The 17,212-nt window shown below is 67.4% G+C and carries 17 protein-coding genes; 14 read left to right on the top strand and 3 right to left on the bottom strand.

Features of this window, described 5'->3' with window-relative positions; genetic code table 11:
• The first annotated feature begins 89 nt into the window (after positions 1-89).
• The 6 genes from AWB83_RS12115 to AWB83_RS12090 are packed head-to-tail and all read left to right on the top strand — an operon-like array spanning position 90 to position 6,221.
• On the top strand, positions 90-1,826 hold the full coding sequence (locus AWB83_RS12115; RefSeq protein WP_087045593.1) for a fumarate reductase/succinate dehydrogenase flavoprotein subunit: 1,737 nt from the start codon (positions 90-92) through the stop codon (positions 1,824-1,826).
• Between the two features lie 12 nt (positions 1,827-1,838).
• On the top strand, positions 1,839-2,084 hold the full coding sequence (locus AWB83_RS12110; protein WP_061148611.1) for a 4Fe-4S dicluster domain-containing protein: 246 nt from the start codon (positions 1,839-1,841) through the stop codon (positions 2,082-2,084).
• A gap of 16 nt (positions 2,085-2,100) precedes the next feature.
• Positions 2,101-3,507 carry an ABC transporter substrate-binding protein gene (locus tag AWB83_RS12105; protein WP_087045514.1) on the top strand — a complete coding sequence of 469 codons (1,407 nt, stop codon included), beginning with the start codon at positions 2,101-2,103 and terminating at the stop codon, positions 3,505-3,507.
• Positions 3,508-3,514: 7 nt separating this feature from the next.
• Positions 3,515-4,330, top strand: a complete 816-nt coding sequence (locus AWB83_RS12100; protein WP_208636743.1) for an ABC transporter permease — start codon at positions 3,515-3,517, stop codon at positions 4,328-4,330.
• Positions 4,327-5,196, top strand: a complete 870-nt coding sequence (locus AWB83_RS12095; RefSeq protein WP_087045589.1) for an ABC transporter ATP-binding protein — start codon at positions 4,327-4,329, stop codon at positions 5,194-5,196. Before AWB83_RS12100 ends, AWB83_RS12095 begins: the two co-directional genes overlap by 4 nt.
• Positions 5,193-6,221, top strand: a complete 1,029-nt coding sequence (locus AWB83_RS12090; RefSeq protein ID WP_087045512.1) for a HEAT repeat domain-containing protein — start codon at positions 5,193-5,195, stop codon at positions 6,219-6,221. Before AWB83_RS12095 ends, AWB83_RS12090 begins: the two co-directional genes overlap by 4 nt.
• 755 nt (positions 6,222-6,976) lie before the next feature.
• Here AWB83_RS12090 and ilvD read toward each other — a convergent pair.
• Entirely contained in the window at positions 6,977-8,836 is a 1,860-nt protein-coding gene (gene ilvD, locus AWB83_RS12080) for a dihydroxy-acid dehydratase (protein WP_087045508.1), read from the bottom strand.
• A gap of 208 nt (positions 8,837-9,044) precedes the next feature.
• Between ilvD and AWB83_RS12075 the strand changes: the two genes are divergently transcribed.
• Both AWB83_RS12075 and AWB83_RS12070 read left to right on the top strand, forming a co-directional pair.
• Positions 9,045-9,524 (top strand): 2,4'-dihydroxyacetophenone dioxygenase family protein, encoded by a 480-nt coding sequence (locus AWB83_RS12075; protein ID WP_087045506.1) that lies wholly within the window; start codon positions 9,045-9,047, stop codon positions 9,522-9,524.
• 113 nt (positions 9,525-9,637) lie between these two features.
• Positions 9,638-10,489 (top strand): 3-hydroxybutyryl-CoA dehydrogenase, encoded by an 852-nt coding sequence (locus AWB83_RS12070; protein WP_087045504.1) that lies wholly within the window; start codon positions 9,638-9,640, stop codon positions 10,487-10,489.
• Here the strand turns inward: AWB83_RS12070 and AWB83_RS12065 are convergent.
• A complete protein-coding gene (locus AWB83_RS12065) occupies positions 10,486-11,427 on the bottom strand; it encodes a glutathione S-transferase family protein (protein WP_087045503.1) in 942 nt (313 codons plus the stop codon). The genes AWB83_RS12070 and AWB83_RS12065 overlap by 4 nt on opposite strands.
• A gap of 64 nt (positions 11,428-11,491) precedes the next feature.
• A complete protein-coding gene (locus tag AWB83_RS12060; protein WP_087045501.1) occupies positions 11,492-12,463 on the bottom strand; it encodes an alpha/beta fold hydrolase in 972 nt (323 codons plus the stop codon).
• A gap of 107 nt (positions 12,464-12,570) precedes the next feature.
• On the opposite strand from AWB83_RS12060, the gene AWB83_RS12055 reads away from it, so the two are divergent.
• The 6 genes from AWB83_RS12055 (at position 12,571) to AWB83_RS12030 (ending at position 17,211) form a co-directional block, all read left to right on the top strand.
• Complete coding sequence (locus AWB83_RS12055) at positions 12,571-13,485, top strand: LysR family transcriptional regulator (protein WP_087045588.1); 915 nt, start codon at positions 12,571-12,573, stop codon at positions 13,483-13,485.
• Between the two features lie 108 nt (positions 13,486-13,593).
• Positions 13,594-13,926 carry a YXWGXW repeat-containing protein gene (locus tag AWB83_RS12050; RefSeq protein ID WP_087045499.1) on the top strand — a complete coding sequence of 111 codons (333 nt, stop codon included), beginning with the start codon at positions 13,594-13,596 and terminating at the stop codon, positions 13,924-13,926.
• A 283-nt stretch (positions 13,927-14,209) separates the two neighbouring features.
• Entirely contained in the window at positions 14,210-14,788 is a 579-nt protein-coding gene (locus tag AWB83_RS12045; RefSeq protein ID WP_087045497.1) for an RNA polymerase sigma factor, read from the top strand.
• Positions 14,785-15,222 carry a hypothetical protein gene (locus AWB83_RS12040; protein WP_087045493.1) on the top strand — a complete coding sequence of 146 codons (438 nt, stop codon included), beginning with the start codon at positions 14,785-14,787 and terminating at the stop codon, positions 15,220-15,222. The genes AWB83_RS12045 and AWB83_RS12040 overlap by 4 nt, the downstream gene beginning before the upstream one ends.
• Positions 15,219-15,707, top strand: a complete 489-nt coding sequence (locus tag AWB83_RS12035; RefSeq protein WP_087045491.1) for a periplasmic heavy metal sensor — start codon at positions 15,219-15,221, stop codon at positions 15,705-15,707. Before AWB83_RS12040 ends, AWB83_RS12035 begins: the two co-directional genes overlap by 4 nt.
• Before the next feature lie 73 nt (positions 15,708-15,780).
• Entirely contained in the window at positions 15,781-17,211 is a 1,431-nt protein-coding gene (locus tag AWB83_RS12030; protein WP_087045489.1) for a DUF1800 domain-containing protein, read from the top strand.
• Position 17,212 lies beyond the last annotated feature (1 nt).

Below are 17,212 nucleotides of genomic sequence, written 5' to 3'. Positions count from 1 at the left end.
TTCTAGAATCTGGTCCTGACTTGTCATAACAAGCGGCGCATCGAACGCACGGCACGAAAGCCTGCGGCTGTGCGTTGCGCCACCAGATCATGCAAACCCACGAACTCGAATACGACATCGTCGTCGTTGGCGGCGGCACGGCCGGTCCGATGGCCGCGATCAAGGCGAAGCAGCGCGACCCGAGGCTGCGCGTGCTGCTCCTCGACAAGGCGCACGTGAAGCGCAGCGGCGCGATCTCGATGGGCATGGACGGACTCAACAACGCCATCATTCCCGGACACGCCACGCCCGAGCAGTACACGAAGGAAATCACCGTGGCCAACGACGGCATCGTCAATCAGGCCGCCATCTACGCCTATGCGCGGCACAGCTTCAAGACCATCGAGGAGCTCGACCGCTGGGGCGTGAAGTTCGAGAAGGATCACACGGGCGACTACGCGGTGCGCAAGGTGCATCACATGGGCGCGTACGTGCTGCCCATGCCCGAGGGCCACGACGTCAAGAAGGTGCTCTATCGCCAGTTGAAGCGTGCGCGGGTCGAGATCACGAATCGCGTCGTCGCCACGCGGCTCCTGACGGGCGCGCAGGGCGAGATCGCCGGCGTGATGGGCTTCGATTGCCGCAGCGCCGACTTCTACGTGATCCGCGCCAGGGCGGTGATCCTCTGCTGCGGCGCGGCCGGACGTCTGGGCCTGCCCGCATCGGGCTATCTCATGGGCACCTACGAGAATCCGACCAACGCCGGCGACGGCTACGCGATGGCGTATCACGCCGGCGCGGAGCTCGCGAATCTCGAATGCTTCCAGATCAATCCGCTCATCAAGGACTACAACGGCCCGGCCTGCGCCTACGTGACGGGGCCGCTCGGCGGCTACACGGCCAACGGGCGTGGCGAGCGCTTCATCGAATGCGATTACTGGAGCGGACAGATGATGTGGGAGTTCTACCAGGAGCTCCAGAGCGGCAACGGCCCGGTGTTCCTCAAGCTCGATCATCTCGCCGAGGAAACCATCCAGACCATCGAGACGATCCTGCACACCAACGAGCGCCCGAGCCGCGGACGCTTTCACGCGCGCCGCGGCAACGACTACCGCACGCGCATGATCGAGATGCATATCTCCGAGATCGGCTTTTGCAGCGGCCACAGCGCATCCGGGGTGTGGGTGGACGAGCACGCGCGCACATCGGTGCAGGGGCTTTACGCCGCGGGCGACATGGCCGCCGTGCCGCACAACTACATGCTGGGCGCGTTCACTTACGGATGGTTCGCCGGCGAGAACGCAGCCGGACATGTCGCGGGCCGCGCGCTGCCCGCGCTCGATGCTTCGCAGGTCGAGAAGGAACGTGAGCGCGTGCTCGCGCCGCTTTCGCGTCAACGCGGCCTGCCGCCCGCGCAAGTCGAATACAAGCTGCGCCGCTTCGTGAACGACTATCTCCAGCCGCCGAAGGTCACGCGGCGCATGGAGATCGGCCTGCAACGCTTCGCCGAGATCCGCGAGGACGTCGAACGTCTGGGCGCCGCCGACCCGCACGAACTGATGCGCGCCGCCGAAGTCGCCGCGATTCTCGATTGCGCCGAGATGGCCGCGCGCGCCTCGCTGTATCGCACGGAGAGCCGTTGGGGGCTGTATCACCATCGCGTCGATTTTCCCGAACGCAACGACGAAGAATGGTTCTGCCACGCGCATCTCAGGAAGGATGCGGCGGGACGCATGACGTCGTTCCGGAAACCCGTGGAGCCGTATGTGGTTCCCGTCGACGAGTCCGAGCGCGGCGCGTATTCGCGCCTGCGCGTGGCTCGCACATCGCAGCCCGTGGCTGCATAGGAGAACAAGGACATGGCCCTCGTGCCCCGCGAAGCGCGTCTGCGCTCGAGCCTTCCCGTCATGATCGACGAGGACAAGTGCATTGCCGACAAGGGCTGCACGGTCTGCATCGACGTCTGTCCGATGGACCTGCTCGCGATCGATCCCGACACCGGCAAGGCCTTCATGAAGTTCGACGAATGCTGGTACTGCATGCCCTGCGAACGCGACTGTCCGACCAATGCCGTGCACGTCGACATTCCCTACCTTCTTCGCTGACAAGGACCCACGCCTCATGAAACGAACGCTATTGCCGGCCCTCGCGGCCGCGCTCTTCGCGGGCGCGGCGCACGCGGAGACGATCCGCGTGGCCATCGGCACGCAGGACACCACCATCAACACGGCGGCGGGCGGCGCGTTGATCCGCGAGCTGCATCTGCTCGAAAAGTATCTGCCGCACGACGGCAAGTACAAGGACGCGCAGTACGACATTCAGTGGAAGAACTTCACGAGCGGCGCGCCCATCACCAACGAAATGGTCGCCGGCAAGCTCGACTTCGGCTCGATGGCGGATTTCCCCGGCGTGCTGAACGGCGTCGCCCATCAGAAGGCGGGCAAGGGCAGCATCTTCATCAGCGTGCTCTCGGGAAGCGTGCACGGCAGCGGCAACGGCATCGTCGTGCCGACGGATTCGCCCGCGCAATCCATCGCCGATCTCAAGGGCAAGACGATTTCGGTGCCCTTCGCATCGACCGCGCACGGCATGCTGCTGCGCGCCGTCGCGGCACAAGGGTGGGATCCGGAGCGCGATGTGAACATCGTCACGCAGGCGCCGGAAGTGGCCGGTCCCGCGCTGCAGACGCACAAGATCGACGCGCATGCCGACTTCGTTCCGTTCGCGGAACTGTTCCCCTACCGCGGCTTCGCGCGCAAGATCTACGACGGCTCGCAGGCGGGCGCGGCGACGCTGCATGGCGCGCTCGTGGAGAAGGCGTACGCGCAGAAGTATCCGGAGGTCGTCGTCGCCTATCTGCGCGCGGTGATCGAAGCGAATCGCCTGCTCGCGGCCCAACCCGAGAAGTACAGCGAGTTGATCGCGAAGGTCACGGGCATCGAGCCCGAAGTGGACTACCTGTTCCACGGCCCGCTCGGCTTGCAGACGCGCGATCTCACCTGGAAGCCCGAGTACCGCCGTGCGGTGCAGACTTCGTTCGATACGCTCAAGCTGCTCAAGCGCGCCGACGGCGATCTGAACGCGAATACCTTCATCGACGATAGTTACCTGCGCGCCGCGTTCAAGGCCGAGCATCTCGACTACGAAGCCGCGCTGCGCAATTACGCGCAGACGCCGCTCGCGGCGAACGATGCGCTGACCGGCAAGCCGATCGCGAAGACCGATCGCGTGGCGCAAATCTGGGTGCGCGGCGAGGCCAAGGTGCGCAGCTATGCATCGCCGGAAGAGGCCGTGCGCGAACTCGGCACGCTCGAACGCGACGGCAAGCAGGTGCGCGCGTTCTATGCGCAGGATCGCGAGAGCGGCATCAAGCTGCTTGGCGATCAGGCATGGTTCGCCAGGAGCGCCGACGGCCAGTTGAACGCATTCCTGCTGAAGGACCGCGCAGAGGTCTGGGCGAACGCGCATGGCGCACAGGTGCTCGACTTCGCCGCCGCGCGCCAGCCGACCGCGCTCGCCAACCGCTGAGGCAGCCATGGCGACGCTCGCACTTTCCACTCCATCGCTGCTGCATTCCCGCGGCGCGCGCGCAGGCGTGCAGTGGGCGTCGCTCGCGCTGTGCCTGCTGCTCTGGCATCTCGCGACGACGCGCCACTGGAACCTCGGGCTCGTCACCTTCGAGAACGTGCCGACGCCTGCCGACACGCTTTCGGCCATCGTCGATCTCGTGCGCTCGCCGAAGCTCATCTCGGACCTGGCGAGCAGCGTTCGGCGCATCGCGGCGGGCTATGTCGCGGCGGCCGTCGCCGGCGTCGGGCTCGGGCTCGCCATCGGACGCTCGCAATGGACGCGCCTCGCGCTGCTCACGCCGCTCGAAGTCCTGCGGCCGATTCCCGCCGTCGCGTGGATTCCGCTCGCGATCCTGATGTTTCCCTCATCCGAAATGTCGATGATCTTCATCACCTTCACCGGCGCGTTCTTTCCGATCCTGCTCGGCACGATCCACGGCGTCGAAGGCGCGGAGCCGCGCCTCGTGTCGGCCGCGCGCAGCCTCGGTGCGAGCAATCGCGTGATCCTGCGCGAAGTGGTCCTGCCGGGCGCCGCGCCCGCGATCGTCACCGGTCTCGCGATCGGCATGGGCACGTCGTGGTTCTGTCTCGTCACCGCCGAGATGATCTCGGGGCAATTCGGCATCGGCTACTACACGTGGCAGTCGTACACGGTGCAGCGTTATCCCGATGTCGTCGTCGGCATGTTGCTGATCGGCCTGCTGGGAATGGGCAGCAGCGCGCTCGTGCGCATCGCGGGTCGGCGGCTCACGCCGTGGCTCGCCGCGGGGAGGCGCCGATGAGTCCGCGCGAATCGCGAGTCGGCGCGGGCCGCATCGATCTCGAAGCCCTGACCATCACGCTGGGCGACGGCCCGCGCGCTTTCACCGCCGTGCGCGATGTGAACGCGGTGATCGAACCGGGCGAATTCGTCTGCATTCTCGGTCCGTCCGGCTGCGGCAAGTCCACGCTGCTCGCCGCCCTGGCGGGGCATGTTGCAGCAATCGCAGGCCGCGCCTTGCTCGATGGCCGGCCGATCGACGGACCGCATCCCGAGCGCGGCATGGTCTTCCAGCAGCACACGCTGCTGCCGTGGCGCAAGACGCTGGACAACGTCGCGTTCGGCCTGAAGATGCGCGGCGTCGGCAAGCGCGAGCGGCAGCGGGCTGCGCAGGCGCTGCTCGAGCGCGTCGGGCTCGGCGCATTCGCGCACAGCTATCCCGCGCAATTGTCGGGCGGCATGCAGCAGCGCGCGGAGATCGCGCGCGCGATGCTCAACGAGCCGCGCGTCCTGTTGATGGACGAGCCGTTCGGCGCGCTCGACGCGCAAACCCGCGCGATGATGCAGTCGCTTCTGCTCGCCGTATGGAGCGAGCGGCGGCCGACTGTCGTGTTCGTCACGCACGACATCGACGAGGCATTGTTTCTTGCCGACCGCATCCTGGTGATGAGTCAGAGCCCCGGCACGGTGTTCGAAGAATTGCGCGTGCCGTTCGCGCGGCCGCGCGAGCGCGGCGAGACCCGCGACCTCGTCACGGAGCCGGCATTCGTCGCCTTGAAGCGCCGTTGCCTCGCGCTGCTGCGGCACCAGCCTGCCGCCACGCCTGCGACGTCGAAGACCGCGACGGCAGGCAATGACATCCCACACTCCGTTCAAACCGTTTCATGACGCCAATATCTTTCGCCTCGGGCCGCGCCAATCCGCTTTTCGACGACGTCACCGACGACGCCCTCGCCGCCCGGCTCACCGACACCGACGCCGCCGTGCGCCGCCTCGCCGTGATCGAAGCCGCGGATCTCGAAGATGAAGCGTGGCTGCCCGCGATCGCCGACCTGCTGCGTCACGACGCCGACGCCGATGTCCGCCGCACGGCTGCGCAACGCCTCGGCGCATGGGACACGGATGAAGTCGTCGACGCGCTGTGCGCCGCCCTCGCCGATACTCACACAGGCACGCGTGAAGCCGCCGCCGAGAGTCTCACGACGCTGAAAGATCCCGCTGCCGGCGAACGCCTGCTGCCGCATCTCGCCGGCGCCGATTCGTTCACGCGCGCATCGCTGCTGCGCGCCTTGCGTGAATTGCGCCTCTCGAAGGCGGCTGGGCCCGCGCTCGATGCGCTGGCGGATGCGTCGCCGCTCGTGCGTCGCGAGGCGGTCGGCGTGCTGGGCTGGTTGCGTCATGCGAACGCGTTGCCGCAACTGACGCAACTCGCGCGCGCGGATGAGTCCACCGAGGTGCGTCACGCGGCCGTCGGGGCACTCGGCTTCGCCACCGACGACAGCGTGCTCGACACCTTGAAGCACGCACTCGCCGACGACGAATGGCGCGTGCGTGAAGAAGCCGCGGCGACGCTCGGCAAGCTGCGGCTCGTGGCAGCGCGCGTGGCGCTCGAAGCCGCGCTCGCCGACGACTACTGGCAAGTGACGCTGCAAGCGGCGCGCGCGCTGGGACGCCTGCGCGATGCCGCAAGCACGCACGCGGTAGCAGAACTGCTGACCTATCCGATCAGCAACGTGCGCAAGGAAGCCGCGCTCGCGCTCGGCGAACTCGGCAATACCGATGCGCTCGCCGTCCTCGAAGCCGCGCTCACGGACGGCGATCCGGAAGTGCGCAAGGCCGCGCGCATCGCGATTGCGCAGATCGGCGCGGCATTGACGTTCGTTATCTCGGCTCCGCGGACAAGCCGTCCCTGACCCAGAGCAACGCGATGGTCGAAACGATCGGCCCCGCCGCGAGCAGATAGAACGGCGCGTGATACGCGTGCGTCCACTGGAATCACCCGCAAGCGAGGCGCGCGATGCGAACAAGAGCATGCACCCCTTGCTACGCGACACGACTTCTTCCAGAGGCTTGACCACCGGCGGAAGCATGCCCGGTTCGAGGATCAGCGCAGTCTTGCCGTCGGTTTTGGCGAATACGAAATGGCGTCCGTGGCGATCGAGCACAAGCGCCGGGAGTGGCATCTCGCCGAGTGTCGCCGAACGCATCGGTACGATACGCGCCTTCAGTCCGGGACTACGGGCCGCGAGAGCCAACTCCTTGCCGGTGAAGTAGCCTGTGACGGTCGCCGCTTGATGCTTGAGCTAAGCGCCGTCCATCGCGATCCCGTGGAATCGTGCGATGCTGATCAACGCAGTCAGTCCGGGATCATTCGTCATAAAGTCGGAATCCTTATTTTCCCGCATGGAACGATGCGACTTGCATTTTTTATAGTTGAGCGCGTTTTCGAACCGGAAGAGTTGCGCATAGCGTCGAAGGAGTTCAATTTTCTGTCATCCTAATCGTCAGCCATAGAGCGACAAATCCGAAAGCGAGACGTAAAGATCAGGGGGGGGCGGGAACCGGGAGTCGCCCGCGAAACCGTCGCTCTGGCTAGCGCAGCCGAAAAAAAACCGCTCCCAAGGGAGCGGCTTTTCACTACAACCCGCACTGCACCGGCTCGCCGGCATCAATCATCCAGCAAGGACAAATCGCGCACCGCGCCCTTGTCCGCCGACATGACCAGCTTCGCGTAAGCCTTCAGCGCCGCCGACACCTTGCGCGGACGCGGCTTCGCGGGCTTCCATCCCTTGGCGTTCTGCTCTTCGCGGCGGCGCGCCAGCTCCTCGTCGCTCACCAGCACGTCGATCGTGCGATTGGGAATGTCGATGCGGATCCTGTCGCCATCGCGCACCAGGCCGATCGCGCCGCCCGCCGCCGCCTCGGGCGAGCAGTGACCGATCGAGAGACCCGACGTGCCGCCCGAGAAGCGTCCGTCCGTCAGTAGCGCGCAGGCCTTGCCCAATCCCTTCGACTTGATGTAGCTCGTCGGATACAGCATTTCCTGCATGCCGGGGCCGCCCTTCGGACCTTCGTAGCGCACGATCACCACGTCGCCCGCCTTGACCTTGTCGTTGAGGATGTTCTCCACCGCCTCGTCCTGCGATTCGGTGACGTGCGCCGTGCCCTCGAACACGAGGATGCTCTCGTCCACGCCCGCGGTCTTCACCACGCAGCCGTCGCGCGCGATGTTGCCCGTCAGCACGGCAAGGCCGCCTTCCTTCGAAAACGCGTGCTCGTAAGAGCGGATGCAGCCTTCGGCGCGATCGGTGTCGAGGCTCGGCCAGCGCGCGCTCTGACTGAAGGCGACCTGCGTCGGAACGCCGGCGGGGCCTGCCATGTAGAAGGTCCTGACGGCTTCGTCGTCGGTGCGCACGATGTCCCACTGGTCGAGCGCGTCCCTGAGGGTCGGCGCGTGCACCGTGGGAACGTCCGTGTGCAGCTTGCCCGCGCGATCCAGCTCGCCCAGGATCGCCATGATGCCGCCCGCGCGATGCACGTCCTCGATGTGGTACTTGTTGGTGTTCGGCGCGACCTTGCACAGCTGCGGCACCGTGCGCGAGAGGCGGTCGATGTCGGCCATGGTGAAGTCGATCCCGGCTTCCCGCGCGATCGCCAGCAAGTGGAGGATGGTGTTGGTCGAGCCGCCCATGGCGATGTCGAGCGTCATCGCGTTCTCGAACGCCTTGAAGCCCACCGCGCGCGGCAGCACGCGCGCGTCCTCCTGCTCGTAATAGCGGCGCGCCAGCTCGACGATGCTGCGGCCCGCGCGCTTGAAGAGCTGCTCGCGGTCCGCGTGCGTCGCGACCACCGTGCCGTTGCCGGGCAGCGACAGGCCGAGCGCCTCGGTGAGGCAGTTCATCGAATTGGCCGTGAACATGCCCGAGCACGAACCGCAGGTCGGGCAGGCGGAACGCTCGACCTCGGCCACTTCGGCGTCGGAATAGGTCTGGTCGGCGGCGATCACCATCGCGTCCACCAGATCGAGCTTCTTGAACTCCATCGCCTTGGTGACCGGATTGGCGAGGCGCGTCTTGCCGGCTTCCATCGGGCCGCCGGAGACGAAGATCACCGGGATGTCCAGGCGCATCGCGGCCATCAGCATCCCGGGCGTGATCTTGTCGCAATTGGAGATGCACACCATGGCGTCGGCGCAGTGCGCGTTGACCATGTACTCCACCGAATCCGCGATGATGTCGCGGCTCGGCAGCGAATACAGCATGCCGTCGTGGCCCATCGCGATGCCGTCGTCGACCGCGATGGTGTTGAATTCCTTGGCCACGCCGCCCGCGGCCTCGATCTCGCGCGCGACGAGCTGCCCCAGATCCTTCAGGTGCACGTGTCCGGGCACGAACTGGGTGAACGAATTGACCACCGCGATGATCGGCTTCGTGAAGTCTTCGTCTTTCATGCCGGTGGCGCGCCAGAGGGAGCGCGCCCCCGCCATGTTGCGGCCGGCGGTGGAGGTTTTGGAACGGTATGTGGGCATCGTGGGTTGCTCTGGAAATATCGCGGATAAAAAGCGGGCCACGAGGATAAAGGCCCTTTCGCGCCCGTGCAAACAACCTCTTGAGCTGCGCTGTTGGGCAAGAGCGCGATTATCCCACAGCATCCGGCGGCAGGCTGATGCCGCTGCGGGTCCGCCAAGCCTGCGATCGGTGCCTAGAATAGGCGTCTCAGCGCAAGGAGCCGACATCATGCTGTTCGAACAGATCCAAACCACGTGCCTCAACGACGCGGACCTGCCGTGGGTGCCCTTCGCGCCTTACAGCGAGCGCGTGCTCGTCAAGTACTTCAAGCTCGATCCGATTCGCGGCGAGACCATCGCGCTCATGAAGGCGCCGGCGAAAGGACAGATGCCGCGGCATCGCCACACCGGCACGGTCATCGTCTATACGGTGCAGGGGCGCTGGAAGTATCGCGAGCACGACTGGATCGCGGAGCCGGGCAGCATCGTGTACGAGACCGCCGGATCGAGCCACACGCCCGAGGCGCTGCCCGCGGATTCCGCCGGCGCGGACATCGTCACGCTCAACATCATTCAGGGCGAACTGCTCTTCGTGAACGACAGCGGGCACGTTATCGCGGCGGAGAACTGGAAGAGCGGCTGGGACCGTTATCTTGCCTTTTGTCATGAATACGGCCTCACGCCGAAAGACTTGACGGCATTCGGCTAACGTGGCGGCCCGCATCGCTGGTTAGAATCGATGCCTGGACGCGCCTCGGGCGCTTTCGACCATTTCCGGCTTGCCGGCGGCTCGCGCCGGCGCAGATTGAGGAGGAGCAAAGCATGAACATTCAGACCGTCGGCATCGTCGGCGCGGGAACCATGGGCAACGGCATCGCGCAGGTCGCGGCCGTCGCGGGCTTCAAGGTCGTGCTGATCGACGTCACCGACGCCGCGCTCGCGAAGGGCATCGCCGCGCTCACCGGCAGCCTGGAGCGGCTCGTGTCGAAGGACAAGCTCGAGGCGTCGGCGCGCGACGCGGCGCTCGGCCGCATCGAGACTTCGACCGACTACGGGCGTCTCGTGGAAGCCGACATCGTGATCGAGGCCGCGACCGAGAACGCCGAGCTCAAGAACCGCATCCTCAAGCAGATCGAGGAAGCGGCGCGCCCGGATGCGATCATCGCGTCGAACACGTCGTCGATTTCGATCACCGCACTCGCCGCGACGCTCGCCACGCCCGAGCGCTTCATCGGCATGCACTTCTTCAATCCGGTGCCGCTCCTGCAACTGGTCGAAGTGATTCGCGGCGTGCAGACGAGCGACGCCACCGCCGCCGCCGTGCGCGAGCTCACCGAAAAGCTGGACAAGTCGCCGATCGGCGTGCGCAACTCGCCGGGCTTCGTCGTCAACCGCATTCTCGTGCCGATGATCAACGAAGCGTTCTTCGTGCTCTACGAGGGCGTCGCGAGCGCCGAGGAAATCGACGCGGGCATGAAGCTCGGCGCGAATCACCCGATCGGCCCGCTCGCGCTCGCGGACCTGATCGGCCTCGACGTGTGCCTCTCGGTGATGGACGTCTTCCTCAAGGACTTCGGCGATTCGAAGTATCGCGCGTGCCCGCTGCTGCGCGAGCTGGTCGCGGCCGGGCGGCTCGGGCGCAAGACGAACCACGGCGTCTACAAGTACGACTAGGACGCGTCGAAATCGAGCACCGGTCCGGCGGGCACGATGCCCGTCGGATTGATCGTGCGGTGGCTCTCGTAGTAATGCCGCTTGATGTGCTCGAAGTTCACCGTATCCGCGACGCCCGGCATCCGGTAAATCTCGCGCACATAGTTCGAGAGATTCGGATAGTCCGCGATGCGCCGCAGGTTGCACTTGAAGTGCCCGACGTACACCGCATCGAAGCGCACGAGCGTCGTGAAAAGCCGGATGTCGGCTTCCGTGAATCGCTCTCCGGCGAGGTAGCGGCGCGTGCCCAGGCGTGCTTCGAGAAAGTCGAGCGTGTCGAAGAGCGGCATCACCGCTTCCTCGTACGCGGCTTGCGTCGTCGCGAAGCCCGCCTTGTAGACGCCGTTGTTGAGCGTGTCGTAGATGCGCGCGTTGAGCGCGTCGATCTCTGCGCGCAGCTCGGGCGGATAGTAATCGCCGGGTTTGGCGCCGATGCCGTCGAACGCCGAATTCAGCATGCGGATGATCTCCGACGACTCGTTGCTCACGATCGTCCCGCGCCGCTTGTCCCACAGGATCGGCACGGTCACGCGGCCCGTGTAATGCGGGTCGGCAGCCGTGTAGACCTGATGCAGGAAGCGCGCGCCGTTGATCATATCGGGCACGACGCCCGGGCCGTCCGCGAACGTCCAGCCGTTTTCCAGCATCAGCCAGTGGACGACCGATACGTCGATCATCTCTTCCAGGCCCTTCAGCGCCCGCATGATGAGCGTGCGATGCGCCCACGGGCACGCGAGGCCCACGTACAGGTGATAGCGCCCCGCCTCGGCGCGGAAGCCGCCCTCGCCGTCGGGCGTCACCCAGTTGCGGAACGCCGCCTCCTTACGCACGAACCGCCCGCCCGTGGACGCCGTGTCATACCATTTGTCCTGCCATTTCCCGTCGACGAGAAGTCCCATTCCGATTCTCCTGAGCCGCCGTTGCGCATGCGCAAGGCACGCGCCACGGCTTCGATTCGTTTGATCAGCTGGATGAAGGCGCGTCGATGAAGCGCACGAGCTGCGCCATGGTCGCATCCGGCGCTTCCTCCATCAGCCAGTGCCCCGCGCCCGGCACGACGACGCCCTGCACGTTCGTCGCGACGAGCTTCGCCTGATCGATCAGGAACGTGCCCGAGGCACGCTCGCCCGTGAGGACGAGCATCGGCATCGTGAGCGGCGTCTTCGCGAATTCGGCGAAATCCTGCGCGTCCTGCGGGAACGCATGGAAATACTCGAAGCCCGCGCGCATGCGTCCGCCGCGCGCATATTGCGCCGAATAGTAGCGGCGATCGGCCTCGCTCACCGAATGCGCCGGATCGGCGGCGAAGTCGTTCCAGAAGTGCTCGAAGAAGATCCGCTCACGGCCGCGCACGAGCTTCTCGGGCGTGTCACCGTAGAAGTTGAAGTGCCACTTGTCGCGTAACAGCCAGACCTTCTGCCAGTCGCCGACGCCGGGCAGAAACGCGTCCATCAGCACGATGCTTTCCACTTCATCGGGGTATTGCGCCGCGTACGCATACGCGACCATCAGGCCGATGTCGTGCCCGACGAGCTTCACCTTGCGATAACCCAATGCGCGCACCATCGCGTGAATGTCCTGCGCCAGAGTCTTCTTGTCGTAGCCGGAAGCCGGCATCGCCGAGCCGCCCGCGCCCGGCAGGTCGGGAGCCAGCACGACGCGCTCGCCCGCGAGGCGCGTCATGAGCGGCTGCCACATATGGCTCGTTTCCGTGTAGCCGTGCAGCAGCACGACGGGCGTCGCGTCGCCCTGTCCCGCCTGCAGATAGCGCAGTTCGACGCCGTTCGCGTCGATCGTGCGGGACTGGATCGCGCTCGCGGCGGCGACCGGTTGCGGCGCGCGCGGCGCGTTCGCGGCATGCGCGGACGGTTGCAGGGCGGCGGCGGCCAGAAGCGCGCCGGCTGCGCGCCGCATCGTGTGAAGGAAAGCGTTCATCGTTCTGCTCCATCGAAGGATCGGTTGACTCGATGACGCTCATGTTCGACCGCCGCACCGCTTTTGCCGTACGATTCCGCCGATGAACTCGTTCGATGGAGTCGAACATGTTGTCCGAGGAAGAACTGTCCCTGCTCGACGCGATCCGCGAAACCGGCAGCCTGTCGCGCGCGGCGGCGCGGCTCGGCAAGGCGCCGTCCACGGTGTCGCATGCCGCGCGGCAACTGGAAACGCGCTTCGACGCGCTGCTCTTCGACCGGCGCCGATACCGGCTGCAACTGACGCCCGCGGGCCACCTGCTCGCCGACGAAGCCGCCCGTCTGATGCTCGACGTCTCGCGTCTCACGCAGCGCGTCAAGCAGATCGCGAGCGGCTGGGAGGACCGGCTGTGGATCGTCTGCGACGAAATCCTCGAGTTCGAGACGCTCCTGCCGGTGGTGCAAACCTTCGATGCGCTCGAGTCCGGCGTCTCGCTGCGCATCACGCACGAAGTGCTGAGCGGCACCTGGGAAGCCTTGCGCGACGGTCGCGCCGATCTCATCGTAGGCGCGACCAACGAACCGCCCGCGATTCCCGGCCTGCGGTGGTTCGAGCTGGGCGTCATGCAATGGGTGTTCGCGGTGTCGCCGCGCCATCCGCTCGCGAAGGCGAACGGGCCGCTCAAGCGCGAGCAGATCGCCGCGCATCGGGCGGTGGTCGTGGCGGATTCGTCGCGCTCGGCCGGGCGCGCATATGGCGTGCTCGGCGGTCAGGCGGCGCTGGCGGTCCCGAGCATGCGCGCGAAGATCCTCGCGCAGCGGCAGGGGCTCGGCAGCGGCTGGGTGCCGCGCCATCGCGTGGCAACGCTGCTCGCGCGCGGCGAACTCGTCGAGAAGGAAACCGCCGATCCGCGCGAGCCGAACGTGCTGTACGTGGCCTGGCGCGGCGATCACGAAGGCCGCGCGCTGCAATGGTGGATCGAGCAATTGCGGCAGCCGCGCCTCGCCAGCCGTCTCGTCGACGGCCTGGACGCGTTCGCCTGACCGAATCGCGTAAAACCTCGTTACAAATTACTGACGCGCCGGACGACGGAATTTCCCTCGCTGCACCGTTCAAGTTCTCGTCGCAACCTTCAATCGACGGGACGAATCATGACAAGAACACGTTCGCCGCTGCGCGCGGCGCTTTCCGCAGCCGTTCTCGCACCGGTCGTAGCAGTTTCGTTCGCCGCCTTGCACAGCAGCCCTGCGCACGCGCAGGCCGTCATCATCACGCCGTCCGCGCCGCCGCCGCCGCGCGTCGAGCCGCCTCCGCCGCCGCGCGCGGGCTATGCGTGGGATCCGGGCCACTGGCGCTGGGATCGCGGCCGCTATGTCTGGGCTCCGGGCCACTGGCGGCCGGTGCGCGCGGGGTATCGCTGGGTGCCGGGGCACTGGGTCCAGCGCGGACCGAACTGGCGCTGGGTCGAAGGACACTGGGCCTGAGTTCCTGAGCGGGAGACCCGCGCCGCCGCAGCCGGCATGAAGTCAAGCCGAAAACTGGGCCCGGCGGCGCACTCACACAATCGAAACGAGGCGGCCCATCATGCTGAAGGCATTGCTCGCCGCGGCGCTCCTCGCCGTGACGCTCGCCGGCTGCGTCGTGTATCCGGCGCACCCGGTCTACTATCGCGGGCCGGTCGTCGTTTACTGAGGATGCGGACGTAAGCGGAAACCCGCGCGCCCGCGAGCAAGCAGTCCGAGATGCGCAACGAGACCCGACAACACATTGAACGAAGAAGATCCGGATACCGCGCTCATTGCCCGCGTCGGCAATCGGGAACCGGGAGCCGTCCGCGAGATCGTCGCGCGCAAGCTCCCGCGCATCGTCGCGCTCGCGGCGCGCATGCTCGGCGACCGTGACGAGGCCGACGACGTGGCTCAGGAAGCGTTCCTGCGCATCTGGAAAATCGCGCCGAAGTGGCGCCCCGGCTCCGCGCGCTTCGATACCTGGCTGCATCGCGTGACGCTCAATCTCTGCTACGACCGCCTGCGCCGCCATCGCGAGACGACCGCGTCCGATGCGTTGCCCGAGCAGGAAGATGCCGCGCCGCTACCCGACGAGCGGATCGCGGCGGCTCATGCGAACGCGCGCATCGCGGCGGCGCTCGCGAAGCTGCCCGCGCGCCAGCGCGAGGCGCTCGTGCTGCAGTACTACCAGGAACTGCCGAACGCGGAGGCGGCCGGGCTGATGGGCGTGAGCGTCGAAGCGCTCGAAAGCCTGCTCGCCCGCGCGCGCCGCAATCTCAGAACCGCGCTCGCGGATCTCGCGAAGCCCGGCGACGACGCACCGAAGGAACACCGATGACACCCGAACGATTCCGCCACATCACCGAGGCCTACGGCGCTTCGCCGGAACGCTGGCCCGCGCAGGAGCGCGACGCGGCGCTCGCGCTCGTCGCGGCGGGCGACGCGCGCGCGCTCGCCGCGCTCGCGGAAGCCCGCGCCCTCGACGGCATGCTCGACGCCCACGCGGTCGCGGCGCCGGACCCGGAGCTCGCGCGGCGCATCGTCGATTCGGCGCCGACGAAGCCGGAGCGCGCGTTCTGGCGGCAGCCGCGCATCTGGTTCTCGGGCGTGGGCTTCGTCGGCGCGGGCGCGGCGGGTGTCGCGGCGGGCGCGCTGCTGGTTTCACTGCTCGCGCCGGCCCCCGCGCCGGCCGACAACCCGCACGGCTGGTTCGAGCAATCCTATTCCGGCACGGCCTTCGGCGGTGCCCCTTCCGACTGGAGCGATCAATGAGTCCATGCACGCTGAAGACGCTCGCGGCGGTGTCGCTCGTGCTCAATGTGTTCCTGATCGGGTCGATCGCGGGCGGCGCTTACTGGCTGTCCGGACCGCTCGCGCAGAAGCGCACCGAAGCTGCGCAGCAGCGCGGCATCCGCTTCGCCGCCGCCGATCTCTCTCCCGAGCGTCAGCGGCAACTGCGCGAAGCGTTACGCAGGACCCGCCGCGAAAGCCTGCCGCTGATACGCGCGGCGCGCGACGGGCGCATCGATCTCGCGCATCGCCTCGCGGCGCCGGAGTTCGACCGCAAGGCGCTCGACGATGCCCTCGCCCGCACGCGCGAGGCGGATGTCACGCTGCGCGCGCGCATCGAAGGCACGGTCGCGGATTTCGCGGCGACGCTCACGCCCGAAGAACGCCTGAAGCTCGTCGGCGCGATGGAGCGTTACGGCCCGCTGCGCGCGGTTCCGCCCGAAGAGCGCCCGCAGCAATCGCAATGACGGATTCGAGCGACGGATTGCGCCCGCTCCGACGTTTAACCATGCATCGTCCCTGAGCAATCTGGAGAAGGACATGGCCACCGCGCCACAACTCTCGCCCGCCGCGATCGCGGTGAACCGCTTCGGGCTCGGCGCACGGCCGGGCGAGCCGCTTCCGGTCGATCCGCGCGGCTGGCTCGCCGGGCAGGCCGATCCGCGCCAGGGCGCCTATCAGCCGCTGCCGCCGGCATTGAGCGGCCAGCCGTCGAGCGCCGCGCTCGCCGCGCAGTTCGCCGAGCGCCAGCGCGCCCTGCGCGAGGCGAGCGACGCCGACAAGCCCGCCGTGCGCAAGCAATACGGCGAGCAGATCCGCGACATCTACCGCGACGCCGTCGATGCGCGCGTGACCAGCGCGCTCACCACGAACACGCCCTTCATCGAACGCCTGGTGCATTTCTGGGCGAACCACTTCGCGGTGTCGGTCGAGAAGCCGCCCGTCGCGATGCTCGCGGGATCGTTCGAGAACGAGGCGATCCGCCCGCACGTGCTCGGGCGCTTCGAGGACATGCTGGTGGCCGCCGAGCGGCATCCGGCGATGCAGATCTTTCTGGATCAGGCGCGCTCCGTCGGGCCGGACAGCCCCGCGGCCGAACGCGCCGCGATGCGCGATCCCGGTAACAAGCGCGGCCTCAACGAAAACCTCGCCCGCGAGATCATGGAGCTGCATACGCTCGGCGTGCGCAGCGGCTACACGCAGGCGGACGTGACCGAGTTCGCGCGCGCCCTCACCGGCTGGAGCCTCGGCGCGATGGGCCCGAACGCGGGCAAAAATCCCGGCGATCCCACGCCGCCCGGGCAGTTCGTGTTTCGCCCGCGCCTGCACGAACCGGGCGTGCGCACCGTAATCGGCAGGCAGTACGCGCAGGCGGACGAAGCGCAGCCGCTCGCCGTGCTGCACGATCTGGCGGACGCGCGCGCAACGGCGCATCACGTCGCAGAGAAGCTCGCGCGCCATTTCGTCGCGGATACGCCGCCGCCCGCGCTCGTCGATCGGCTCGCGAACGTCTTCGGCGACACCGGCGGCGATCTGCCTTCGGTTTATCGCGCGCTCGTCGATGCGCCCGAAGCCTGGTCGAGCGCGCCCGCCAAGTTCAAGACGCCGTGGGACTGGACGATCTCGTCCCTGCGCGGGCTCGGCCGCACCGACCTGCAGGGCGTGCGCGCCGCGCCGCTGCTCACGCAGCTGGGCCAGCAGGTCTGGCGCCCCGGCTCGCCCGCCGGTTACGACGACGTCGCCGCGAGCTGGGCCGCGCCCGATGCGCTGGTGCGCCGCGTCGAGCTCGCGCAGCGCTTCGCCGCCCGTTTCGCCCAATCCGCCGGCGACACGCTCGATGCCCGCGCGCTCGGCCCGCAACTGCTCGCGGGCTCGCTGTCGGACGCCACCGCCAGCGCCGTCTCGCGCGCCGAAAGCGCGCCGACCGCGCTCGCCCTGCTGCTCGTTTCGCCCGATTTCCTGAGGAGATGAA

Origin of the sequence: Caballeronia ptereochthonis, from assembly GCF_001545075.1 — a bacterium.
Taxonomy (GTDB): domain Bacteria; phylum Pseudomonadota; class Gammaproteobacteria; order Burkholderiales; family Burkholderiaceae; genus Caballeronia; species Caballeronia ptereochthonis.
This window is presented reverse-complemented; position numbering and strand designations above follow the sequence as displayed.

Excerpts from the sequence above, each read along its gene's own strand:
- AWB83_RS12075 (WP_087045506.1), top strand. The coding sequence starts at position 9,045 with ATGCTGTTCGAACAGATCCAAACCACGTGCCTCAACGACGCGGACCTG.
- AWB83_RS12050 (WP_087045499.1), top strand. The coding sequence starts at position 13,594 with ATGACAAGAACACGTTCGCCGCTGCGCGCGGCGCTTTCCGCAGCCGTT.
- AWB83_RS12090 (WP_087045512.1), top strand. The coding sequence starts at position 5,193 with ATGACGCCAATATCTTTCGCCTCGGGCCGCGCCAATCCGCTTTTCGAC.
- AWB83_RS12070 (WP_087045504.1), top strand. The coding sequence starts at position 9,638 with ATGAACATTCAGACCGTCGGCATCGTCGGCGCGGGAACCATGGGCAAC.
- AWB83_RS12110 (WP_061148611.1), top strand. The coding sequence starts at position 1,839 with ATGGCCCTCGTGCCCCGCGAAGCGCGTCTGCGCTCGAGCCTTCCCGTC.
- AWB83_RS12095 (WP_087045589.1), top strand. The coding sequence starts at position 4,327 with ATGAGTCCGCGCGAATCGCGAGTCGGCGCGGGCCGCATCGATCTCGAA.
- AWB83_RS12100 (WP_208636743.1), top strand. The coding sequence starts at position 3,515 with ATGGCGACGCTCGCACTTTCCACTCCATCGCTGCTGCATTCCCGCGGC.
- AWB83_RS12060 (WP_087045501.1), bottom strand. The coding sequence starts at position 12,463 with ATGAACGCTTTCCTTCACACGATGCGGCGCGCAGCCGGCGCGCTTCTG.
- AWB83_RS12055 (WP_087045588.1), top strand. The coding sequence starts at position 12,571 with ATGTTGTCCGAGGAAGAACTGTCCCTGCTCGACGCGATCCGCGAAACC.
- AWB83_RS12065 (WP_087045503.1), bottom strand. The coding sequence starts at position 11,427 with ATGGGACTTCTCGTCGACGGGAAATGGCAGGACAAATGGTATGACACG.
- AWB83_RS12030 (WP_087045489.1), top strand. The coding sequence starts at position 15,781 with ATGGCCACCGCGCCACAACTCTCGCCCGCCGCGATCGCGGTGAACCGC.
- AWB83_RS12035 (WP_087045491.1), top strand. The coding sequence starts at position 15,219 with ATGAGTCCATGCACGCTGAAGACGCTCGCGGCGGTGTCGCTCGTGCTC.
- ilvD (WP_087045508.1), bottom strand. The coding sequence starts at position 8,836 with ATGCCCACATACCGTTCCAAAACCTCCACCGCCGGCCGCAACATGGCG.
- AWB83_RS12040 (WP_087045493.1), top strand. The coding sequence starts at position 14,785 with ATGACACCCGAACGATTCCGCCACATCACCGAGGCCTACGGCGCTTCG.
- AWB83_RS12105 (WP_087045514.1), top strand. The coding sequence starts at position 2,101 with ATGAAACGAACGCTATTGCCGGCCCTCGCGGCCGCGCTCTTCGCGGGC.
- AWB83_RS12115 (WP_087045593.1), top strand. The coding sequence starts at position 90 with ATGCAAACCCACGAACTCGAATACGACATCGTCGTCGTTGGCGGCGGC.